Origin of the sequence: Actinoalloteichus sp. AHMU CJ021 (assembly GCF_002895405.1) — a bacterium.
Taxonomy (GTDB): domain Bacteria; phylum Actinomycetota; class Actinomycetes; order Mycobacteriales; family Pseudonocardiaceae; genus Actinoalloteichus_B; species Actinoalloteichus_B caeruleus.
Window position 1 is genome coordinate 5,106,131 of the sequence record NZ_CP025990.1, and the last position, 20,421, is coordinate 5,126,551.

The 20,421-nt window shown below is 71.8% G+C and carries 14 protein-coding genes; 8 read left to right on the plus strand and 6 right to left on the minus strand.

Annotation, left to right across the window (positions count from 1 at the left end; all coding sequences use genetic code 11):
- Positions 1-15: 15 nt before the first annotated feature.
- A complete protein-coding gene (locus tag C1701_RS21735) occupies positions 16-2,319 on the minus strand; it encodes a SulP family inorganic anion transporter (protein ID WP_026418719.1) in 2,304 nt (767 codons plus the stop codon).
- 678 nt (positions 2,320-2,997) lie between these two features.
- Here C1701_RS21735 and C1701_RS21740 point away from each other — a divergent pair.
- The 3 genes from C1701_RS21740 to C1701_RS21750 all read left to right on the plus strand — a co-directional run bounded on the left by C1701_RS21740 (position 2,998) and on the right by C1701_RS21750 (position 7,033).
- Positions 2,998-3,723, plus strand: coding sequence for a DedA family protein (locus C1701_RS21740; protein ID WP_337662312.1), 726 nt, complete (start codon positions 2,998-3,000; stop codon positions 3,721-3,723).
- 464 nt (positions 3,724-4,187) lie between these two features.
- Positions 4,188-6,236 carry a transglycosylase domain-containing protein gene (locus tag C1701_RS21745; protein WP_245588781.1) on the plus strand — a complete coding sequence of 683 codons (2,049 nt, stop codon included), beginning with the start codon at positions 4,188-4,190 and terminating at the stop codon, positions 6,234-6,236.
- A 305-nt stretch (positions 6,237-6,541) separates the two neighbouring features.
- A complete protein-coding gene (locus C1701_RS21750) occupies positions 6,542-7,033 on the plus strand; it encodes an ATP-binding protein (protein WP_051313922.1) in 492 nt (163 codons plus the stop codon).
- Between the two features lie 309 nt (positions 7,034-7,342).
- Here C1701_RS21750 and C1701_RS21755 read toward each other — a convergent pair whose 3' ends face one another.
- The 4 genes from C1701_RS21755 to C1701_RS21770 form a co-directional block, all read right to left on the minus strand.
- The gene (locus C1701_RS21755; RefSeq protein ID WP_103056525.1) at positions 7,343-7,738 is read right to left on the minus strand and encodes an STAS domain-containing protein; all 396 of its coding nucleotides are present in this window, start codon (positions 7,736-7,738) and stop codon (positions 7,343-7,345) included.
- 130 nt (positions 7,739-7,868) lie between these two features.
- Positions 7,869-9,608, minus strand: a complete 1,740-nt coding sequence (locus C1701_RS21760) for a PP2C family protein-serine/threonine phosphatase (RefSeq protein WP_051313923.1) — start codon at positions 9,606-9,608, stop codon at positions 7,869-7,871.
- Between the two features lie 143 nt (positions 9,609-9,751).
- Positions 9,752-10,180: an STAS domain-containing protein gene (locus C1701_RS21765; protein WP_211237524.1), complete on the minus strand. Its 429-nt coding sequence runs from the start codon at positions 10,178-10,180 to the stop codon at positions 9,752-9,754.
- A gap of 576 nt (positions 10,181-10,756) precedes the next feature.
- Positions 10,757-12,157, minus strand: coding sequence for a pentapeptide repeat-containing protein (locus C1701_RS21770; protein ID WP_051713050.1), 1,401 nt, complete (start codon positions 12,155-12,157; stop codon positions 10,757-10,759).
- Positions 12,158-13,643: 1,486 nt separating this feature from the next.
- Between C1701_RS21770 and C1701_RS21775 the strand changes: the two genes are divergently transcribed.
- The 3 genes from C1701_RS21775 (at position 13,644) to C1701_RS21785 (ending at position 15,586) form a co-directional block, all read left to right on the plus strand.
- Complete coding sequence (locus C1701_RS21775; RefSeq protein WP_337661878.1) at positions 13,644-14,498, plus strand: M23 family metallopeptidase; 855 nt, start codon at positions 13,644-13,646, stop codon at positions 14,496-14,498.
- Positions 14,499-14,747: 249 nt separating this feature from the next.
- Complete coding sequence (locus C1701_RS21780) at positions 14,748-15,245, plus strand: hypothetical protein (RefSeq protein WP_051313926.1); 498 nt, start codon at positions 14,748-14,750, stop codon at positions 15,243-15,245.
- Positions 15,242-15,586: a DUF3817 domain-containing protein gene (locus C1701_RS21785; RefSeq protein ID WP_026418723.1), complete on the plus strand. Its 345-nt coding sequence runs from the start codon at positions 15,242-15,244 to the stop codon at positions 15,584-15,586. The genes C1701_RS21780 and C1701_RS21785 overlap by 4 nt, the downstream gene beginning before the upstream one ends.
- Before the next feature lie 109 nt (positions 15,587-15,695).
- On the opposite strand, the gene C1701_RS21790 is transcribed toward C1701_RS21785, so the two are convergent.
- Complete coding sequence (locus C1701_RS21790; RefSeq protein ID WP_162183673.1) at positions 15,696-16,889, minus strand: glycosyltransferase; 1,194 nt, start codon at positions 16,887-16,889, stop codon at positions 15,696-15,698.
- Positions 16,890-17,655: 766 nt separating this feature from the next.
- On the opposite strand from C1701_RS21790, the gene C1701_RS21795 reads away from it, so the two are divergent.
- Both C1701_RS21795 and guaA read left to right on the plus strand, forming a co-directional pair.
- On the plus strand, positions 17,656-18,372 hold the full coding sequence (locus C1701_RS21795; protein ID WP_026418725.1) for a M50 family metallopeptidase: 717 nt from the start codon (positions 17,656-17,658) through the stop codon (positions 18,370-18,372).
- A gap of 438 nt (positions 18,373-18,810) precedes the next feature.
- Complete coding sequence (gene guaA, locus C1701_RS21800; RefSeq protein ID WP_103056527.1) at positions 18,811-20,412, plus strand: glutamine-hydrolyzing GMP synthase; 1,602 nt, start codon at positions 18,811-18,813, stop codon at positions 20,410-20,412.
- The last annotated feature ends 9 nt before the right edge of the window (positions 20,413-20,421 follow it).

The window sequence follows — 20,421 nt, forward strand, 5'->3', positions numbered from 1 at the left end:
CCACCGCCCGCGCACTCACCCCGCGCCGTCGGCCAGGGGCAGTGCCGCCTCTCCCTCGTCCGGGACTCGCAGCTCCCCGGTCCCGGGGTCCACCAGGTAGACCTTCGCCTCGGAGATGTCGAAGTAGAGACCGACCAGCCGCAGCCGGCCCTCGGTGACCGCATCCCGCACGCACGGGTAGGTCATCAGGTTCGCCAGCTGCTGCACGACGTTGCGCACCGCCAGCGACCGCTGGCACGCCGGTTCCGGCTCGGACAGGTCGTCGGCCGGCGCCGGCGGTGGGGGGACCACCAGCGGTTCGGCGTGGGCGAGCCAGTTCGACAGGTGGCTGTCCCCCTCGGTCCCGCCCCGCGCGACCGCGTTCATCGCCCCGCAGTGCGAGTGCCCGCACACCGTGATCGAGTCGACGGCCAGGGCCTGCACCGCGTACTCGACGGCGGCCCCGACCGAGGCGTCCCCGGGGGCGCCGCACGGCGGTACCAGGTTGCCCACGTTCCGGACCGTGAACAGGTCGCCCGGCCCGCTGGTGGTGATCACGTTGGGGACGACGCGGGAGTCCGCGCAGCAGAGGAAGAGCTGGCTGGGGCGCTGACCATTGGTCGCCAACTCCGCGAGGTAGGGGCGGACGAGAGGAGCGGAGTGCCGTTCGAACTCCCGCATCCCCAGGATCATCGGGTCCTCCCCGCGTTCCCGCTGCCGGGGGATCGCCGAGCGGGCCGGGTGCTGCCAGTGCCGCCAGGAGGCCAGCCACTGCGGCACGACGTGCGCGGGGCTCTTGCGCCGGCGGGGCCGCGCCCCGTCGGAGACGTGCTGGTACCACACACCGGTGGTCTCCTCGACCCGGACCGTTCCCCCCTGGCGCTCGTACTCGCGCCGCCACTCGTGCAGGGCGTCGAAGGCCGCGTGGTCCATGAAGTCGATGTGCAGTTCGACCGTGACCGATCCGCCGGGCGGGATGGCCCGCAGCCGCTCGGTCAACCCGGCGGCCCCGAGGAACACCATCGACCCCTGGACCCGCACCAGCCACTCACCGGAGCCCCGGTCGCGGACCTCCACCCGCTGGTGGGCGAGGCGGTACAGGCTCACGAGCACCGCCACCGCGATCCCGAGCAGCACACCGTAGAGCAGGTCGATGAACACCACGCCGAGCATCGTGGTGGCGTAGACGGGGAACTCCCGGTGCCGCCACAGCAGCCGTATCTGCGCGACGTTCACGAGCTTGGCGCCGACGACGACCAGCACGGCCGCGAGCGCCGCCATCGGGATCAGCTCGAGCGTGTCGGTCAGGAACAGGACGAAGACACCGATCCAGACCCCGTGCATCACCGCCGAAGCCCTGGTGCGCGCTCCAGCCGCCACGTTCGTGGTGCTCCGCACGATCACCTGGGTGACAGGCAACCCGCCGAGCGAGCCCGAGACCATGTTCGCGGTGCCCTGCGCGACCAGTTCCCTGTTCAGGTTCGCCCGTGGCCCCGAGTGCATCCGGTCGACCGCGACCGCGGCCAACAACGACTCCACGCTGGCGACGAGCGCCAGGGTGAGCACCGCCAGGACGATGGCCCCGACCGGTCCGGCCGGCATCTCGGGCAGCGCGAGCTCCCCGAGGGGGTCCTCCGGAAGCGCGACCCGGTCGACGTCGAGACCGAGCGCCCAGGCAGTGATCGTCGCCCCGAGCACCGCGACCAGGGCCGCCGGTACCGCCTTCACCCGCCGCAGCCGAGGCCAGCCCAGCATCAGACCGATGGTGAGCCCACCGATGACGACCGTGGGCAGGTGCGCGTTGGCGAGGTTCGGTACGAAGGCACGGAGGTTGTCGAGGGCGCCCGTCCGAGCCTCGGCCCCGAGGACCAGCTGGAACTGGCCGATCAGGATCGTCAGCCCGATGCCGGCGAGCATGCCGTGCACCACCGCCGGCGAGAGGGCCAACGCCACGCCCGCGACGCGGCTCAGCCCGAGTACCACCTGGAGGATGCCCGCGGCGACGACGATCCCGGTGGTCGCGGCCCAGCCGAACTGTTCGATGAAGCCGGCCACGATCACGACCAGGCCGGCGGCCGGTCCGCTCACCCCGAGCGGGGCTCCGCTGAGCGCGCCACCCACGACCCCGCCGACCACGGCGGCGACCAGCCCCGCCATCAGCGGCGCGCCGGTGGCCACGGCGATGCCCAGGGACAGGGGGAGCGCCACCAGGAACACCACCAGGGATGCCGGGAGGTCGTGTCGCGCCAGTGACGCGAGCCGGCCGGGTGAGGGGGCCCCTGGCGGGTCGACCGCGGTGCGTTCCCCGCCGTGCGGGTGGGACTCGTCGCGTTTCTGCATGGGAGACGTCCTTCGGTGTCATCACTGAGTGCGTCCGTTCGGGCACTCGTCGTGTTCGGTGGTGGAGGTGCGGCGTCGTCCGGAGCGCGGACCACGCTCCGGTGAGGTCCTGGGTGGGTGCGTCCTCCTCGCGCGACGACGGGCGTGGAGGGGAGGGGCGGGCCGGGTGGGCGCGGTGGTCCGGGACCGGTCGAACTCGCTCGGGGGACCGGCGGAGGTGCTGGTGACGCCGTGCCGTGCCGGACGAGTCAGGAGCCGGGGAGGGCCCGTCAGGCCGCCGGCCCGCCTAACCGGCGGCCGGGAGGTCTGGGGGAGTGGCGACGGACGAGCGCGCTCCTCATGGTCACCTCCACTGCTCCAGCGGCACGAAGGAGTGAGTCCAACTGCCGCCACCGGCTAGTTACATCTTGACCAAATTGGGCCTTCAAGACAAAACGAATCAACCAGTCGGGTTAAAGATTTTCCGCCGGATGCACAGCGTGGTGGCGCAACCCGAACGCGGGACTCACGTCCTACCAGTGAGGATGAGTAGACGAGCGGGTCACCTGCCCCAGGCTGACCTGGCCTGGTCGGACGTGCGCCCGACGGGCTTCCCGGGAGCGACCCGCGACAGTGGTCCGGCCGCCGGGCCTCGAACGCGACTGAACGGGAGCGATGCTGGTGGCAGCGGTGAGCGAGATGCTGGACGCCCTTGCCGATCTGCCCAGGCCCGCCGTCATCGCGGCCGCCGGCCTGCTCGTCCTCGCGGAGTGCACCCTCGGGCTCGGCTTCCTCGTGCCCGGGGAGACCGGCCTGCTGGTCGCCTCCACGACCGCGCGCGACGCCTGGACCTTCGTGATCCTCTGCCTCGTCGTCACGGTCTGCGCCGCCACCGGGGACTCCATCGGTTACTGGCTGGGACGGCGCTACGGGGTTCGGCTCCGGGAGAGCCGCCTGGTGCGTCGCATCGGCCTCCAGCACTGGGACCGCGCGGCCGAACTGCTCCGGCGGCATGGCGGCGGAGCGGTGTTCGCCGCCCGGTTCCTCCCCGTGGTGCGCACCCTCACCCCGGCCTCCGCCGGCGCCGCCGGCCTTCCCTACGCGCGGTTCCTGCCGGCGTCGATCTCGGGCGCCGCCTGCTGGGCGCTCCTGCACGTCTCGATCGGTGCCGCCGCCGGCGCCTCCGCCGAGTACCTCGAACGCAAGCTCGGCGTCGCGAGCTGGTTCGTCTTCGGCGCGATCGTGCTCGCCGCCGTGGTCGTCACCATCGTCAGGAAGCGCCGGAGCGCGGCGCGGGAACGCCTCCCCGAAGCCGACCCGGCGGAGGCCGTGCTGGTGGGGAAACCGGCCGGCATGGCCCCGGTCTCCGACGGACCACGCGAGCACACCGCAGGCGAACCGGACGACGCCGCCCCCCGCGGGTGACCCCACCTGGCAGCCGAGCACCGGTCCCGGCTGGGCCTCGGGCGTTCCCGCTCGCCTGCCCGGCGGAGGAGTCCCCCGGAAGTGGTCGTTCAACCCCCGACTGAGCTAACGTCAGTCAGACGTGCGGTACCGGATCATGCGGTGCGGACGGGGCTGCCCGGTCGGTTGGACCGGGCCATCGGAGTTCGAGAGCCACATCACGCGCCGGCGCGCAACGTCGACACCGGTGCGAACGTCCTCCTCCCAGGAGGAGGACAGCCGGCCGGCGCCAGTGCGCTGGCCGACCCGGCGCCGGAACCTCGTCGAACGCCTCCGTCCATCACCGGTCCTCTCGTGAGAGAGCGTGTCGCGAATCGTGTGGGTGAGCCGTCCTCGCTCGCCCCGTGGAAGGGGTTGTTCCTGCCGTGATCCTGGCTCGGGCGAAAGGCGCCTCCAAGCTGCTGGGTCTCTGTCTGATAGCCGGAGTGCTCCTCGCCGCCGTCTTCTTCCCCGCGGCAGCCGGCTTCGGCGCGGTGTCCAACCAGGCGGCCGACACCGTGAGCGGAACGTCGGCGGAGATGGAGAGCGCGGAACCCGCGGTGGTGACCACCGTGACCGACCGCGACGACAATCCGATCGCCTACCTGTACCACCAGAACCGGGTGATGGTGGGGCCCGACGAGATCTCCGACGAGATGAAGGCCGCCATCATCGCCGTGGAGGACCACCGGTTCTTCGACCACGACGGCGTCGACTGGCAGGCGACCTTCCGGGTGGCCGTCCAGAACCAGTTCGCCGGCCGCATCGAGGGCGGCGGGTCGACCCTGACCCAGCAGTACGTGAAGAACTACCTCGCCTTCATCGTGGGTGACGGTGACGAGGAGGCCTTCGGGGAGGCCACCGAGGCCACGATGGCCAGGAAGCTGCGCGAGGCCCGCATCGCCCTGGACATCGAGAAGCGCATGACCAAGGACGAGATCCTGACGGGCTACCTGAACATCGTGCCCTTCGGGAACGAGACCTACGGGGTGCACCAGGCAGCGCGCACCTACTTCGACACCACACCCGACCAGCTCAACCTGCCGCAGGCCGCGCTGCTCGCCGCCGTGGTGAACGCGCCGAGCGTGCTGAACCCCGGCCGGAATCCAGAGGACGCCCAGCGTCGCCGCAACCTCGTGCTCAATCGCATGGGTGACGAGGGCATGCTCGGGGAGACCGTTGAGGACAGCCGCCGGGTCGCCGAGGAGGCCAAGCAGGAGCCCCTCGGTGTGATCAACCCGCTCAACCGCCTGCCCAACGGCTGCGTCGGCCACGGCAACGGTGACGTCAACGGCTTCTTCTGCTCCTACGTGATGAACTACCTGCGCGAACACGGGTTCGACGACGAGGACCTCAAGCGCAACGGCTACACGATCAAGACGACGTTGGACCCGGTGGCGACGCAGGCGGCCAAGGCCGCGGCCGAGCAGGAGGTCGGCAAGACCACCCCGGGCGTCGCCAACGTGATGGCCGTCGTCGAACCGGGGCGGGAGTCGCACAAGGTGCGGGCGCTGGTCGCCAACCGCGACTACGGCGTCGACCCGGACCGGGGGCAGACGAGCTGGGACCTGCCCAGCGCGGTGATGCCCTTCGGCACGGGGTCCACGTACAAGATCTTCACCGCCGCCGCCGGTCTCGAACAGGGCTACAAGATCCACCAGGAGTTCGACTCCCCGGAGTCCCACACCTCGTCGGTGTACCGCAACGGCAACAACCCCTACGTCGTCACCGGCGGCATGGACCGCAGGGTCTCCCTCCAGGACTCCCTCGCCTTCTCCCCCAACACCACCTTCGTGCAGATGTCCGAGGAGATCGGGCTGGACAGCGTGGTGGACATGGCCTACCGGTTGGGGCTGCGCAAGGGCATGGACGGGGTCAACCACAACGGCACCGGCATCGACCCGGACTCGGACGACCCCCGGGTGAGCATGCCCCAGCGGGACTTCCTCAAGCAGAACAACATGGGCGCCTTCACCCTCGGCTTCACCCCGACCAGCGTGCTGGAACTGGCCAACGTCAGCGCCACCCTCACCAGCGGCGGCGTGTGGTGCCCGCCTTCCCCGATCGAAGCCATCACCGACAAGCACGGCAACCCGGTCGAGATCGAGGAACAGCCGTGCGAGCAGGCCGTCGACGAGGGCCTGGCCAACTCGATGGTCGTCGCCCTGAGCAAGGACGACACGGTGGGCACGGCGGCGAACGCCGCCAACGCCACCGGCTGGAACCGGCCCGCGATCGGCAAGACCGGCACCACCCAGGGACACCGCTCCGCCGCCTTCACCGGAGCCACCCCCCAGATGGCCGGTGCCGTGCTCATCTTCGGCGACGGCGCCTCGCCCCAGCCGATCTGCAGTGGCCCGCCGGTCACCGAATGCGGTGTCGGGAACATCTACGGGGGTCACGCACCCGCCAGGACCTGGTTCCGCGCGATGAACGTCATCCTGGAGGGAACCGAGGTCGCGGCACTACCGCAGGCTGATCCTCGCCACCTCTGACCTCTTCGGAGGAGAACGTCGGGCCTGCCGGGCGAATGCGCCCTCCGACCCGCGAGGCCCGGGTGGCCGTCCACCGGAAATGAGAGGATGGCCACCCGGTCGCCGGGCCCGAACCCCGCCGACCGGGCGAAACGTCCGCACACCCCCGCACGGTCCCCTTGACGGAATCGAGATGATTCACGCGTGCCCACTCGGGTAACCGGGGAGGGTAAGGGGAGAGTTGTCCGCGCGCAGCGCGTCCGACGGGTGGATGCGACCGGGTCACCCCTGCCGCGGGGGGAACAGAAGCAGGCGAGGAGGAAGCGGTGATCGGCGATGACACGGGAACGCGGCAGGGGACTCCGCTGGAACTGCGTCCTGACCACGCCACCCCGGAACGGGGTGCCGGTGCCGACGGAGGACCCGAACCGCTGCGGATGGTCGCCGCCGCCGAGGCAGCGGCCTTAGTGCACGTCCGCCGCACGCTGCGTTCCTGGCTGTCCGGGGCGGGAGTCGACGAGGACAGCTCGGAGTGCCTCCAGCTGGCCGCCTACGAAGCGCTGGCCAACGCCGCCTCGCACGCCTACCCGGAGGACGACGGCGGGTCGGTGTCCATGCGCGCCTGGGTGGATGGCCAGGTGGTCCACGTGGAGGTCGCCGACCACGGAACATGGCGCCCGCCGCCCGCCGACCCGGGAAGCCGGGGGCGGGGTCTCCTGCTGATGGAACGGTGCGTCGACCAGGTCGAGCTCAGTCGCACGGCGTCCGGGACCAGGGTAGGGCTGAGCAGGGCCGTCACGCTGCACTCGACGAGCTGAGGACCGGGGCGGCACCGGCCCCGCGTGGCCACCGGTGGCTCCGGCCGCCCCCGCCGGTACGCCGGGTGGCGCTCGCGAGGGCACGCGCGCTCCAGGCCGTCCGGGCGTGGCGACGAGGACGAGCCCTCAGGAACTGCCGGTCGCCTTCCCCCGGGCCCGACCGGACTCCGGAGGGGGAACGGGGGCTTCGCGGGCCGCACTCGGGTCGCCGGGCGGCTCCTCGACGCCAAGCCGAGCCCACGCGAAGCCGAGCCGGGGTTCGGGTGGCGCCGGCTGGCGCCGGTGCCTACTGGCGGGCCCCGCCGGTGCCTACTGTCGGGCCCCGTCGACGAACCGGAAGATGGTGTGCAGGCCCGTGATGCGCATGACCCGCGAGGCGTGGCGGTTCATCGCCGCCAACACGACCTCCCCGCCCCGGGGCTGCACCAACCTCCGGGCGCGGACGAGACTGCTCAGGCAGGCGGAGTCCAGGAAGGTGACCTCGGCGAAGTCCAGGGTGAATCCCGTCGCGCCCGAGGCGAGCAACTGGTCCACCACCGTGTCCAGCTGCGGCGCCGAATAGTGGTCCACCTCGCCGGACAGGCGGATGAACCCCACGTTCTCCGAGTCCAGCGTTCCCCGGGCGATCTCCGTCTCCGCGAGGACGTCGCAGTCGTGCTGTCCCGACTCGTCGGGCGGCTTTCTCTCGGCGGGATGACCTGTCATCGGCTGTTCTCCGGTGTTCGTACTGCTGCCTGGGTCCGCTGCTCCGGCGGCGTTCCGCCTGTCGAGGACAGCCTCCCAACGTGTTCCCCGTCGGGGACCTGGCCAAACCTACGGGTTGGTGTGTGGCGCGTCACTCCGACGGGTGAGTTCCCGCGTCCTCGGCCGTCCCCGGCGGCGCGCCGACCGATGCCGCCTGGATGACGAGGATCGCGATGTCGTCGTGGTCGTTGCCGTGCAGGAACTCGAAGACCCGTTGCTGCACCCGGTTGGCGACCGCCTGCGCCTGGAGGCCGCCGCACGTCGCCAGTTCCTCCTGGAGGCGTTCCTCCTCGAACATCTCCCCGGACTCGTCACGGGCCTCGGTCACGCCGTCGGTGTAGAGCAGCAGCGACTCGCCCGGGGCCAACTCCGTCTCCGTCTCGAGGAAGGACGCCTCGTCCAGGGCGCCCACGAGCATCCCGGCGGTCTCCAGCGACTCCACGGTCCCGTCCCGGCGCAGGACCAACGGCCGGGGGTGGCCCCCGTTGGCGAGCCTGATCCGGGCGCCACCGCCCTCGACAGTCGTCATCGCCCCGGTCACCACCGTGGCGAACCTGCCGTCGCCCGCCTGGAGCATGACCCGGTTCAGCAGCTCCAGCCTGGCCGCCGGCCCCGCGGACACGAGGGAGGCGGTCCGCAGGGACTGCCGGACCTGACCGGTGAGCACCGCCGCGTCCACCCCCTTGCCGCAGACATCACCGAGGGAGAACGTCCACCGACCGCCGCCCGGCTCCTCGTGGACGTCGAGGAAGTCCCCACCGATCCTGGTCGCCTCGGCGGAGGCGCGGTAGGCCGAGCCCAGTGACAGCCCCGGCGGTTCGGGGAGGGCGGGCGGCAACAGAGCCGACCGCAGCGACTCCGCGATCCTGGAGCGCTCCGAGTGCACCCTGGCCCCCTCCAGCGCTGTCGACACGCGTTGCGCGTAATCCCTGAGCAGGATCCGGTCGTGCCGGCTCATCCCGGGAGCGGTCGCCATCGCCAGCACGCCGTGGACGTCGGTGCCCGCCGTCAGCGGGAGGAGCATGATCTCGTCGTCCGTGTCGTCGGGCGGGCCCTGGGCCGGCAGTGACCGCGCGGCGGGAACGTCGGGCAGCAGCTCGGCCAGGAGCTCCTTGTCCTGCTCCCCGGGGTTGCCCGCCGGGTCGCCGAGGGGTTCCGCCGTGGGGTCCGAGACGGCGGAGAGGCGGCGCAGCACCGAGGTGTGTCGGGTCCGGCGGAGCGTGACCCCGTCCTGGCTGGCCGTCGCCACCATCGCGGCGGCTCCGTCGCTCATCGCCGCCGCGCAGTGCTCGGCGATGCGGCCCACGGGGAGCCGTGCGGCCAGCGACAGCACCCGACCAGGGCTCAGGGTGCCGGCGAGGGCCGCGCTGGCGTGGGCGAGGAAGGACTTCCGCCGACGCTCCGCCAGCAACGCGTTCTCCCGGTCCCGTTCCGCGGTGACGTCCCGGACGTACCAGGCGGTCAGGCCGGCGGCCAGCGCCGCGCTCCGGCCCAGCAGCTCGTGGTCCCGGTGGGTCGCGCAGAAATCGCGGCGCCCCTCGGCGAGCGCCTCTCGGAGGGCGGGCACGGCGGACTCGTCCAGGCGGGAACCGGGGAGCACTTCCGGGAGGAGCTCGCTCGCCAGTGGGTTCAACCGGCGGACGACGTTCTGGTCGTCCACGATCAGGATCGCGTCCGTGCACCCGGCGAGGAGGACGTCGAGGGCGCCCGTCGGCAGCAACAGCGCTTCGACCTCCGGATAGGCTCCGTCGTGGTGACTCGCGGGCTCCGGGAGTCGGGAGCGGTCCTCAGTCGTGGCCGCGCCGTTAACGCTGTCGCGAGACACCATCATGGTGGGTGGGCTCCTCCCGTCGAACCCCGAGCCTAGCCACACCCACCGTGTGTTGCTCGTAGGCCCGCGCGACCCGTCGCCGCGCCGCGTCCGACCGGTGGTGACGTCCGACCGGTCGGACGTGCGTCACGGCTTCGGCGACGTCACTCCGAGGGGATGCCGAAGGACTCCTGGGCGCGTTCCACGGTGGGGTGGATGGAGAGGACCCGGTCGAGCCCGGTCACCTCGAGGGGCCGCACGACGGTGCGGGAGTCGGCGACCAACGCGAACCCCGCCGTGGCGGGTGCCTCGTGGCGATGGGCGTCGACGAGGGCGGCGAGGCCGCTCGACCCCAGGAAGTCCACCCGGTCCAGGTCGAGGATGACGCGGTGGCCCGCGTCGAGCAGACCGAGGAGTTCCTCCCGCAGGCGGGGAGCGGTGAGCATGTCGATCTCGCCGCTGGCCCGCACCACAACGCCACCCGCCCCGCAGGGTTCGGTGGCGAGGGTGAAGTGCGTGTGCTCGTCCTCGGAGGTACCGGGCTGGCTGGCCTGCCCCAGAGCATCCCGCTCCGCGCGATCATGCATGGTCATCGTCCGTCCGTATCCCTTCCGACCGGTGGCGGCGGTTCGTCGCCGGAGCCGTCCGGAACAGGCGGGGGCGACCGCCACCCGGAGGGTGAGCGGGGCGCCGAATCCGCTGGTTCCGGAGCGGCTCAGGCTGCCGGACCAGCCACAGGGGGCCGTGCCGGGCCTGATCAACTGAGCTACCGCTGCCCACCGTATGTGGAAAATCGATCTTCCGACAAGTCGTGCGGGTGCATGTATACCGCCTGCCGTATCGACGCCTCGGACGTGGCTCGAGCCGGTGGCTCGGCCCCTCGGCCTCGGTGGACGGCGGTGGGCACCCGGTCCTCGGACCCAACCATCCCCACGCGGGCGGAGCAACCGCAGGCGCTATGGCGCCCGACACGTCCGCCGCCGAGGGGCGGTCGACACTCCTCACCCCCGGCGGTGTCCTCGGGCACCGCCGGCTCGGCGACCCACCCGGCGCTGGGCACGCTCGGGCCGGGGAGAGGCGGGCTCCCGGGACGCCGAGGCGACGGGTGGGCATCTCCGGTCCCACGTGGGCCGGCCTCCCGGTGCCGGCGGTGACCCGGCCCTCGGTCGCTAGGGCGTCGAACCGGGGTCACCGGAGCCGGGCTCGGCACCGGTGTCACCGTCGACCAGGCCGGTCGCCACTCGGCCAGGCCCCACCGGTGACGTCGGGGCGGCCTCGGCGAGTTCGAGATTGCCCACCAGCGAGTCCGTCTCCCGGACCCGCCAGCCGGGCGGCCAGGTGCGGTGCGTGGTGTCCGAGGGGCGCCGGACCAGGGAGGCGCGGAGGTCGATGTCGGGTTGCGGCAGTTCGGCCGCCCCGTGGAACTCCACCTCGCGGAACCTGGCCTCACCGGCGAAGAGGGCACCGCCGAACCTGGCGGCCCCGCGGAACTCGCTGCCGGTGAACTTCGTCTGACCGGCGAACTGGGCGTGCAGGAACCACGCGTCGCCGTCGAACCGGGACTCCTTGAACCGAGTCTCACCGAGGAACCGCGCGTTCAGGAACCAGGCCGGGGACAGGAAGCGCGAGTTCTCGAACCAGGCGTGGCCGTCGAAGGTGGCGTCGACGAACCACGCGGGCCCCTCGAAGGTCGCTCCGGCGAACCAGGCGAAGCCGGAGAACCTCGCCCCGGAGAGGCGCGCCGTGCGCGGTCGACAACCGGTGAGGTCCAGATCGACCAACACGGCATGGCTGAGGTCGACATCGATGTCGGGCCAGAAGGTCGCAGCCGGCCTCCCCGAGGCGTCCTCCGCCGGCCTGAGGTGGTTCGCCAGGACACGTTGCACCGCCATGCGGACCTGGAGCTCCTCCCTCGCCGCCAGCTCCCGGTCCGAGGGGTAGGGCCGGTCCGACCGCAGCTGGGGCGGCACGGCGAACGGCATGCGCAGGTACCCGCACAGGACGTCGACCACGGTCTGCCGCTGGTCCGGGTAGCACTGCCCCAGCTGGTCCAGCGCGTACACGCCCGCCATGCGGACGGGCGCCCGTTCGCTGCCGAGCTGGTTGGCCCCGAGCCCGTACAACTCGGTGACCGCCCGCCGGTCCGCCAGCGCCGGGCGGGGGGAGATCCGCCCGAACCTGCTCGTCGTCGGACGGGAGGAGTCGGGACCGGGGAGCACGACCTCCTCCCCGTCTCGCTGACGGTGCGGCTGAGAGGGCGCCCTCCTCGCCGAGCCGGGCACCGTCGGAGCCGCCTCCCGGGGGCGCCCGCCCTGAGCGGACCACCTGCCCACGAGGTGGACCGCGCCGACCAGGGCGCCGCACAGCGCTGTCAACGCGGCCGCGCTGGCCGCGGCCCGGACCGCCTCGAGGCGCAGGCGGAGGCGATCCGGCTCACCCACGTCGTGGGACAACCACAGGAAGAGGACGGGACCCAGGACGAGCAGGGCGAAGGAGGGCCACACGACGAGTCGCAGCCATCGCCTGGTCGTCCGGTCGGTGGCCGGTCGCCCGGGGCCCGCTGTGATCATGACCCCGTATGCTCGCGTGCCGCGAGCAGGATGGGAAAGCCCCGGACGAGTCATTCCCCGGTTACCGTCCGTGCGTCGGAGCCCGACACGCCGTCACGGGGGACCCCGTCCGGAGGTGGGAACCGCGCGGGTGCCGCGCGCCCGCCGCGCAGCCCCGGGATTCCGCCTCCACGGGTCCGCGTCGGACAGGAGGGCGACGGTGGCCTCCGGCTACCCGGCGGGCGTCACGAGACGGCGGCTGCGGACGGGAACCACCTCGTGGGGGGCCGTGCGGTCCCGCTCGGCCGACGCCGGGTGGACCCGAGTGCCATCGGCACCGTGATGGTGCGGCCGTCGCCGATCCGACCGACCCGACCGGCGAGGTGATCACGGTCCGTGATCACGTGCGGGATTCGGTAAGGGGAAAAAGGGGGATCGGTGGACGGCCGTGTCCCGGTCTACCATGGACGGAAGCACAGTGGACCCTTTTCCCGGCTCACGTGATCTCGTCGTGTGGTGGACGGGGAGAAGAAGGTGTTCGCGTCGCGGGAAAATGGGGGATTGCGAATCGTCCGGTCCCGAGATCCTCATCGGCGGTCCCCGGTTCCACGCGAGATCCCGGTTCGTCACCCCGTGACCCGCGCGGTGGGGGCGGGGGCGGCGGCGGGGTGCCCGTCCTTCGGTTGGCTCGCTGGTGCCTGATGGCGGAGCGCTCGACTGGGCCGCGTCCTGGTGGCGTCGTGGCCGCCGTCACGACGTGACCCGGTGGGTCCGAGGTCCTGCTGGTCCAGGGGCTTCAACCTGGTGGGCCACCCACCTCGGGGCGGCTGTCCGAGGGCCCCGAGACGGCGGTTCGGCGGGTGCCCGGAGCGGGTCCAGGGCTCGGGTGAGCGCCGTCACTCGGGCTGCCGACTGGTTGTGGGGGTGGGCGCCTCGGCGGAGGTGGATGACGCCGCTGCCAGCCGTGATGGGTGGTTCCCGAGATCGCGGGCCGAGGCGTCGGATGCCGCTGGCGCCGGTGGTCGGGGGTGTTGTCGGGGGGTGCGGAATATCCGGGCGAAGGTGGCGGTTTTGTCCTGCGGCTGGCGGTTGAATGCGCAAGAGATCGCGCATAGTGACCATTTGGCTATTTCGATCATGGTGAATGGGTGCGGCGTCACCCACACTTGCATTGATTTTGCTTTTTTGGTTACGGTCAGTCAGTACGTCACGGTTCGGTCACGGCGTATGGACGTGCAAGGGATGACAGATCGGTCTCCCTTCCGGGATCCCCCGCCCGAGTCCGAGTGGCCGAGCCTCCCCCGAGACGGACGAAAGGTCATCTATGGCTCGGCATCGCTCCCTGAGCGGTCACCATCCCTCGCCGGCTCTGCTGGAGGCACTGGCTCGGTCCTCCCGTCACGGCCGCGCAGCACATCGTCTGCCGCAGCTCCCGCTGCGGGAAGGCCACAAGTCCGCGGTAGCGGGCGCGTTGGCCGGGGCGTTCTTCCTCGCGGGAGGCCCGCTGGTGGCAGGCTCCGGCGTCGCCCTCGGCGACTCCGGCGTTGACACCGACGGCCGGCTGCCCGCGCTGGAGGTCCTGCCGATCCATCGGCAGGTCGACCAGCAGGAGGAAGCCGCCAAGCTCCAGAAGAACGAGGAACTCCAGGCCAAGCTGGCCGCCGCCGAACAGGCGGCCCAGGAGGCCGTCGAGCGCCGGGCGGCTGAGCAGGCTGCTGCCGAGCAGGCTGCTGCCGAGCAGGCCGCTGCCGAGCAGGCTGCGGCTGAGCAGGCCGCCGTCGAGCAGGCTGCGGCTGAGCAGGCCGCTGCTGAGCAGGCCGCTGCTGAGCAGGCTGCTGCCGAGCAGGCTGCGGCTGAGCAGGCCGCTGCTGAGCAGGCCGCTGCTGAGCAGGCCGCTGCTGAGCAGGCTGCGGCTGAGCAGGCTGCGGCTGAGCAGGCCGCGGCTGAGCAGGCTGCTGCCGAGCAGGCCGCGGCGAACGTCCAGTTCGTCAAGCCGGCCGAGGGGCGTTTCACCTCCGGCTTCGGCGCCCGGTGGGGCACCACGCACTACGGTGTCGACATCGCCAACTCGATCGGAACCCCGATCTACTCCACCACCTCCGGCACGGTGATCAGCTCCGGGCCGGCCAGTGGCTTCGGCCTGTGGGTCCGGGTGCAGCACGACGACGGGACCATCACCGTCTACGGCCACATCGACCAGTCCCTGGTCAGCGTCGGCCAGCGGGTGGGTGTCGGCGAGCAGATCGCGACCATGGGCAACCGTGGTCAGTCCACCGGCCCGCACCTGCACTTCGAGGTGCACGTCAACGGACAGAAGATCGACCCGCAGCCCTGGCTGGCGGAGCGGGGGATCTCGCTCTGACAGGTAGCGCCAGCGGACCGGCGGCCCGGTTCTCCCGGAAGGGGGGACCGGGCCGTTCGCCGTCCGCGCGCCGAACGCCCACCCCACCCGTCCCGGACGAGCTGGGACCGGCCTTCCGGCGGTGTTCACCCATCACCGTGTCGTCGGCGCGTCCCCTGGTCGTCGCCCCAGCACTCCCGGGGCGACCCGGACCACGACTGGCGCATACCGGCTCGCACCGGCACCCGACCGGAGTGCTAGCGTCCAGGCGTGCGTGACCTGCTGCTACGACCTCGGTGGCTGGTGTTGCACCTGCTGACCCTGGTGATCGTCCTGGCGTCGTTCCGGCTCGGCTGGTGGCAGTGGGACCGGTTCCAGTCGATCGACGGACGCGGCCTGAACCTCGGTTACACGGTGCTCTGGCCCTTCATCGGCGTCTTCACCGCGTACGTGTGGTGGCGCCTGCTGCGCATGGAGGCCGAGCGTGCCGACCCGGCGTCGCCCCAGCTCCCAGTGGTCCTCGAGGACGGCGGTGAACGGGCCGACGAGGCCGAGGGCACGGCCCCGTCGCCCCGCGTCTCGGCGAGGGCCGCCGCCGCCGAGGCGCAGCTCGCCAGGCTCCGATCCGGCTCCGAACCACGCACGCACGAGAACGACCGACCAGCACAGGACCACGAGGCCGGGCTGACCGAGTACAACGAGTACCTGGCGGCCCTGCGTCGAGCGGACGAACGACCGGGCTCCCCTGCCCAGATGGAGGCGACGTGACCTCGGTGGACAAGCAGCCGCAGACCTTCACCGTCCCGATGGGCGCGCTGACCCGGTTCAGGGTCCTCGCCTTCGTGACCGGGGTCTGCCTGTTGATCCTCGTGCTCGTGGCGATGCCCCTCCGCTACCTCGCGGAACACGACCTGGTGATGACCATCATCGGGCCGGTGCACGGGTTCGCCTACATGGTCTACCTGGTGTTCGCCTTCGATCTCGCGATGAAGTGCCGGTGGTCCATCAAGGGGACCGTGCTCGTCCTCCTCGCCGGCACCGTCCCCTTCTTCTCCTTCGTCGCCGAGCGGAAGGTGACCACCCGGCTGAAGGCCGGCGAGCGCATCTGAGGGTCCCCCGTCGAGCCACCAGCCCCGAACCGGACGGTCGGCCCGGGGCCGACCGCCCGGCGAGGGCGATCACGGCTCGCCACGGTCACGAACTCCCCACTCCACCCGGTCAGTCGGCGAGGACGTGCCGGTAGATGTCCACCATCGTCGAGGCGTAGCTGGCCGTCGTGTGCGCTGCCGCCCGCTCCCTGGCCCGCGCCCCGATGGCGGCGGACCGCTCCGGCGCTCGGAGCAGGTCCACGGTCCGGTCGGCGAAGGCGTCCGGGGACGGCTCGGTCAGTTCGAAGGCATTGGCGACCGCGTTGGAGGTGTGCAGCGCGGGGTCGACCAGAACGGCCGGCCGGCCAGCGAGCGCGGCCTCCTGGAGGACCAGGCCCTGGGTGTCGCTCTGGGAGGGGAAGGCGAACACGTCGCAGGCCGCGTAGGCGGCGGCGACCTCGTCCGCCGGCTGCTCACCGAGCACGTGCGTGCGGTCCGCGATGCCATGCCGCTTCAACATCCGACGTAGTTCGCGTTTCTGGTACACCGCGCCCACCAGGACCAGGCGCGCGTCGGGCAGCTCCGCCGCCACGCGCTCGAAGGCCGGCACCAGCAGGTCGACGCCCTTCTCCCGGTTCACCCTGCCCACGAAGAGCACCACCGGAGCGCGCTCGGGAATGCTCCACCGCCGCCGGAAGTCGGCAGCGGCGTCCGCGTCGAGGGACGGCCTGCTCACGGCGGCGGGCGCCACGAACATCCGGTCCTCCGGTACCGACAGGGTCGTGCGCTCCAGGATGGCCGGAGTGGGGACGACGACGGCACCGGCGTCCTCGAGCAGCAGCTCGTTCACGGCGTCGATCAGCGCCCGCTTGGCGTTCCGGCCACGCCCCACCTTGGGGACGGGGCGGTCCAGCCTCCGCGCGTACATCCGCAGCATCAACCGGAGCGCGGCGCTCGGCGCCCGGTACGCCTCGGCGTAGGCGTGCAGGTCCGTGTGGTAGGTGTGCACCACCGGCACACCCAACCTGCGGGCCGTCATGATCCCCAACAGCCCGGCCGGGCCGGGGGTGTGGACGTGGACGACGTCCGGTGCCCAGCCGGCCAGCTGGTCCACGTGCGCCGCTCTCGGCAGCACCAGCCGCAGGGCCGCGACACCGCAGGGAACCGAGTCCAGGGTCAGCACACCGCGTTCCGAACCCTGGGACGGGTGGTGGGGTACGACGAGCACGCTCTGGTGGCCCTGGTCGACGAGACTTCCGAGCAGCGTGCGCGTGGAGGTGACGATGCCGTCGCGTCGCGGGAGGTTGGTGTCGCTGAAGTGCATGACCCGCACCGGGGCCGGTTTGGCCTCCGGACGCAGGCGGCGAACCGGCTTGGGCACCGGCCGCGGCCGGGCGGGGCGCGGCGTCGGTCGAGTGGTGCCGGTCGGGTTGCCTGGTTGGGAACTGTCCATGATCCCCTCGGTGCGCGGGTCGTCTCGGTAGAGCCTGCGGTCGGGCGACCGTGGGCCACGGCGAGGACGACGTGGGACCCCTGCCGTTCCGCACCTGCCCCGGGAGCCGTCGGCGTGACGTCGCGTGGGTAGGCGGGCGCCGCTTTGCGCCGCTGTCGGGAGCAGGGTAGACGGCCGCTGTTCCCGTCGGGGTCTGCTGGTCGTGGTCGCAGCAGGACAGTGACACATCGGCGGCGGGCGAATCAATCGCCCGTCCGCCATTTCAGGGTCATCTCAGGGATGTCTAAGGGATTTGGTCCGCCGGTCACCCTCCGGTAACCTGCCGTGTGCCCGTCGTCGCGGAGAGTTGTCGGCGGGGTGGTGCCAGCCCGTGCCCTCCGCGCTCCTCGGGTACCGGACGTGGTCGGGCAGGGGGCCGTCCCGGGGCGGGCCGGCCCGCCCGGTCCGCCGTCCCGCGCCCTCGGCGGCTCCGGGTCAGCGCCCAGCCGGGTCGTGGACCACCGCGTAGCCGTCCCCCGCGCGCACCGTGCGATGTCGGTCGGAGCGCCGCGGCCGTCCCCCCGGCCCCCGGTCCCACCCCGGACCGCCGACGTGGCGGCGTATGGAATCTTGGGACGGCTCCGGTTGGGGAGCGCGGATGCCGCATGTGGAAGCTGGAGCGTCGGTGGACCTACTTCTCGAGCGAACCGTCGAATCCGGGATGGCGCTCGTCGCCGCCGCCGGACTGGTCGCGTTGGCCAGCGTCCTGCACCGGGGGAGTTGGCGCCTCCTCCGCAACGTCGTGACCATCGTCCACGAGGGCGGTCACGCGATCGTGGCGCTGCTGACCGGTCGACGGCTCGCCGGGATCAGGTTGCACTCCGACACCTCGGGCGTGACGGTGTCGGTGGGACGGCCCCGAGGGCCGGGCATGATCGCCACCCTCGTGGCCGGGTACCCGGCACCGTCCCTCCTGGGGCTGCTCGCCGCCTACCTCGTCACCAACGGGATGACCCGGGGGCTGCTGATCGGCTCCGTCGTCGTGCTGGCCGCGATGCTGCTCGCCATCCGCAACCCGTTCGGCGTGCTCTCGGTACTGCTGACCGGGGCGGTCATCTTCCTGGTCGCCTGGTTCGCCGCCGTCGAGGTCCAGGAGGCGTTCGGTCTCCTGTTCGCATGGTTCCTGCTGTTCGCCGGTGTGCGCCCCGTGCGGGAGCTCGGGAGGATGCGCAACCGCCCGGACACCCGCGACTCCGACGCGCACCAGCTCGCCCGGCTCACCGCCGCGGGCCCGTTGATGTGGATCGTGGTGTTCCTCCTCATCAACCTCTCCGCGCTCGTCGTCGGCGGCGGTCTCCTGCTCGGCCTGCTCTGAGGTCCGGGACGAGGAGGGCGACGGTGGACCGGAGGACACCCGCCGGCCCTCCCGCCGACGCGTCGGCCCGGCGGCTACTGGTCGGAGGTGGCGAGGTCACGGGGCACCGCTGGTAGCGGGATCCCCGGGGCGATCGGGCGGAACCGCGGCCGCCACGGCACCGGGGCCGCCGGCTGTCGGCCGGTCCGCACCCGGAGCGGGGTGTGAGCATTCCCGGGCGGTAACCTGCCTCACCCGCTCGTCATGCCGGTGGCCGTCGAACGCGGCGGGAGGTCGGACCAGCCGCCCCGTGCCCTGGCGAAAGGGGACCAGGGCCGTCGGAGCGGTGGGGCGGAGGGGCACCGCTGACCCCGCCGGACGGCCCACTGCGGAGTGCTACCGTTGCCACCGGTTCAGGAGCAGGGCCGTTAGCGGGTTTGCCGAGTAGCAGGAGTTGGAATGCAATCGGGTCTTGGTGCCCAGCGGTCGCTGGCCTACAACCGCCCGTCCGCCTCAGTGAACGAGGCCGTCGTCGTCCTCGACTTCGGATCCCAGTACAGCCTGTTGATCGCGCGCCGCCTGCGCGAACTGGGTGTGTACTGCGAGTTGCTGCCGGCGGACAGCTCGAAGGAGCGTATCGCCGAGCTGGCCCCGAAGGGAATCATCCTCTCCGGTGGGCCGCAGAGCGTGTACGACGCCGGTGCTCCCGGCCTGAGCGAGGCCGTCCGGTCGGCAGGGGTGCCGGTCCTCGGCATCTGCTACGGCGCGCAGCTCATCGCCTACCACCAGGACGGTCGCGTCGAGGCGGCGGAGCGGCGTGAGTTCGGCCGCTCGACGGTCAAGGTGTTGGAGGACAACCTCCTCTTCGAGGGGATCGGCGAGTCGCTGGAGGTGTGGATGAGCCACACCGACCACATCCTCGAGCCCCCGCCGGGTCACCGGGTTGTCGCCCGCAGCGAGGGTGGGCTGATCGCCGCGATGAGCGACGGCGCGCGTTACTGGGGCGTGCAGTTCCACCCGGAGGTGGCCCACACCCCCCTCGGTCGCACGATCCTGGAGAACTTCGTCCGGCGGATCTGCGGCTGCGTCGAGCAGTGGTCGACCACCTCCTTCGTCGACGAGACCGTGGAGTGGCTGCGCGAGCGCATCGGTGACCGGCGCGCGATCTGCGCCCTGTCCGGTGGAGTGGACTCCGGGGTGGCCGCGGCGCTGGCCGCCCGTGCGGTGGGCGACCAGTTGACGTGCGTCTTCGTGGACAACGGCCTGCTGAGGCAGAACGAGGCCGACCAGTGCATGGCGGTGTTCGCCGAACACCTCGACATGAAGGTGCTCAAGGTCGACGCCTCCCAGAAGTTCCTCGAGGCGCTCGACGGGGTCACCGACCCGGAGGAGAAGCGCCGCCGGATCGGCCGCTGCTTCATGGAGGTCTTCGAGGAGGTCGCCCCGAGCCTCGAGGGGGCTGACTACTTCATCCAGGGGACGACCTACCCGGACGTCATCGAGAGCGCCGGCGACTCGGGCCGGCACTCGGCGGCCGCTACGAAGATCAAGACCCACCACAACGTGGGCGGCCTCCCCGACACGATGAAGCTGGAGCTGCTCGACCCGCTGTCCTTCCTCTTCAAGGACGAGGTGCGCGCGGCGGGCCGGGTCCTCGGTCTCCCCGAGCAGATCGTCGACCGGCATCCCTTCCCGGGCCCCGGCCTGGCGGTCCGCATGACCGGCGCCGTCACCCCGGAGCGGTTGGAGCGGCTGCGCCGGTCCGACGAGATCTTCATCTCCGAGCTGCGGTCCGCGGGCCTGTACCAGCAGACGGCGCAGGCCCTGGTCGTGCTCACCTCGGACAAGAGCGTGGGCGTGCTGGGCGACTTCCGCACCTACGAGGACGTCGTCGCCCTGCGCGCCGTCGACACCGAGGACTGGATGACGGCCGACTGGTCCCGGCTGCCCTACGACTTCCTCGCCAGGGTCAGCAACCGGATCGTGAACGAGGTCCCCGGCGTCAACCGGGTCGTCTACGACATCAGCAGCAAGCCCCCGGCGACCGTCGAGTGGGAGTGAGCGCCGCAC

Bases quoted from the DNA above. Each gene is read 5' to 3' on its own strand.
- C1701_RS21735 (WP_026418719.1), bottom strand. From the start codon at position 2,319: ATGCAGAAACGCGACGAGTCCCACCCGCACGGCGGGGAACGCACCGCG.
- C1701_RS21740 (WP_337662312.1), top strand. From the start codon at position 2,998: ATGCTGGACGCCCTTGCCGATCTGCCCAGGCCCGCCGTCATCGCGGCC.
- C1701_RS21755 (WP_103056525.1), bottom strand. From the start codon at position 7,738: ATGACAGGTCATCCCGCCGAGAGAAAGCCGCCCGACGAGTCGGGACAG.
- C1701_RS21760 (WP_051313923.1), bottom strand. From the start codon at position 9,608: ATGATGGTGTCTCGCGACAGCGTTAACGGCGCGGCCACGACTGAGGAC.
- C1701_RS21765 (WP_211237524.1), bottom strand. From the start codon at position 10,180: ATGACCATGCATGATCGCGCGGAGCGGGATGCTCTGGGGCAGGCCAGC.
- C1701_RS21770 (WP_051713050.1), bottom strand. From the start codon at position 12,157: ATGATCACAGCGGGCCCCGGGCGACCGGCCACCGACCGGACGACCAGG.
- C1701_RS21790 (WP_162183673.1), bottom strand. From the start codon at position 16,889: ATGCACTTCAGCGACACCAACCTCCCGCGACGCGACGGCATCGTCACC.
- C1701_RS21795 (WP_026418725.1), top strand. From the start codon at position 17,656: ATGCCGCATGTGGAAGCTGGAGCGTCGGTGGACCTACTTCTCGAGCGA.
- guaA (WP_103056527.1), top strand. From the start codon at position 18,811: ATGCAATCGGGTCTTGGTGCCCAGCGGTCGCTGGCCTACAACCGCCCG.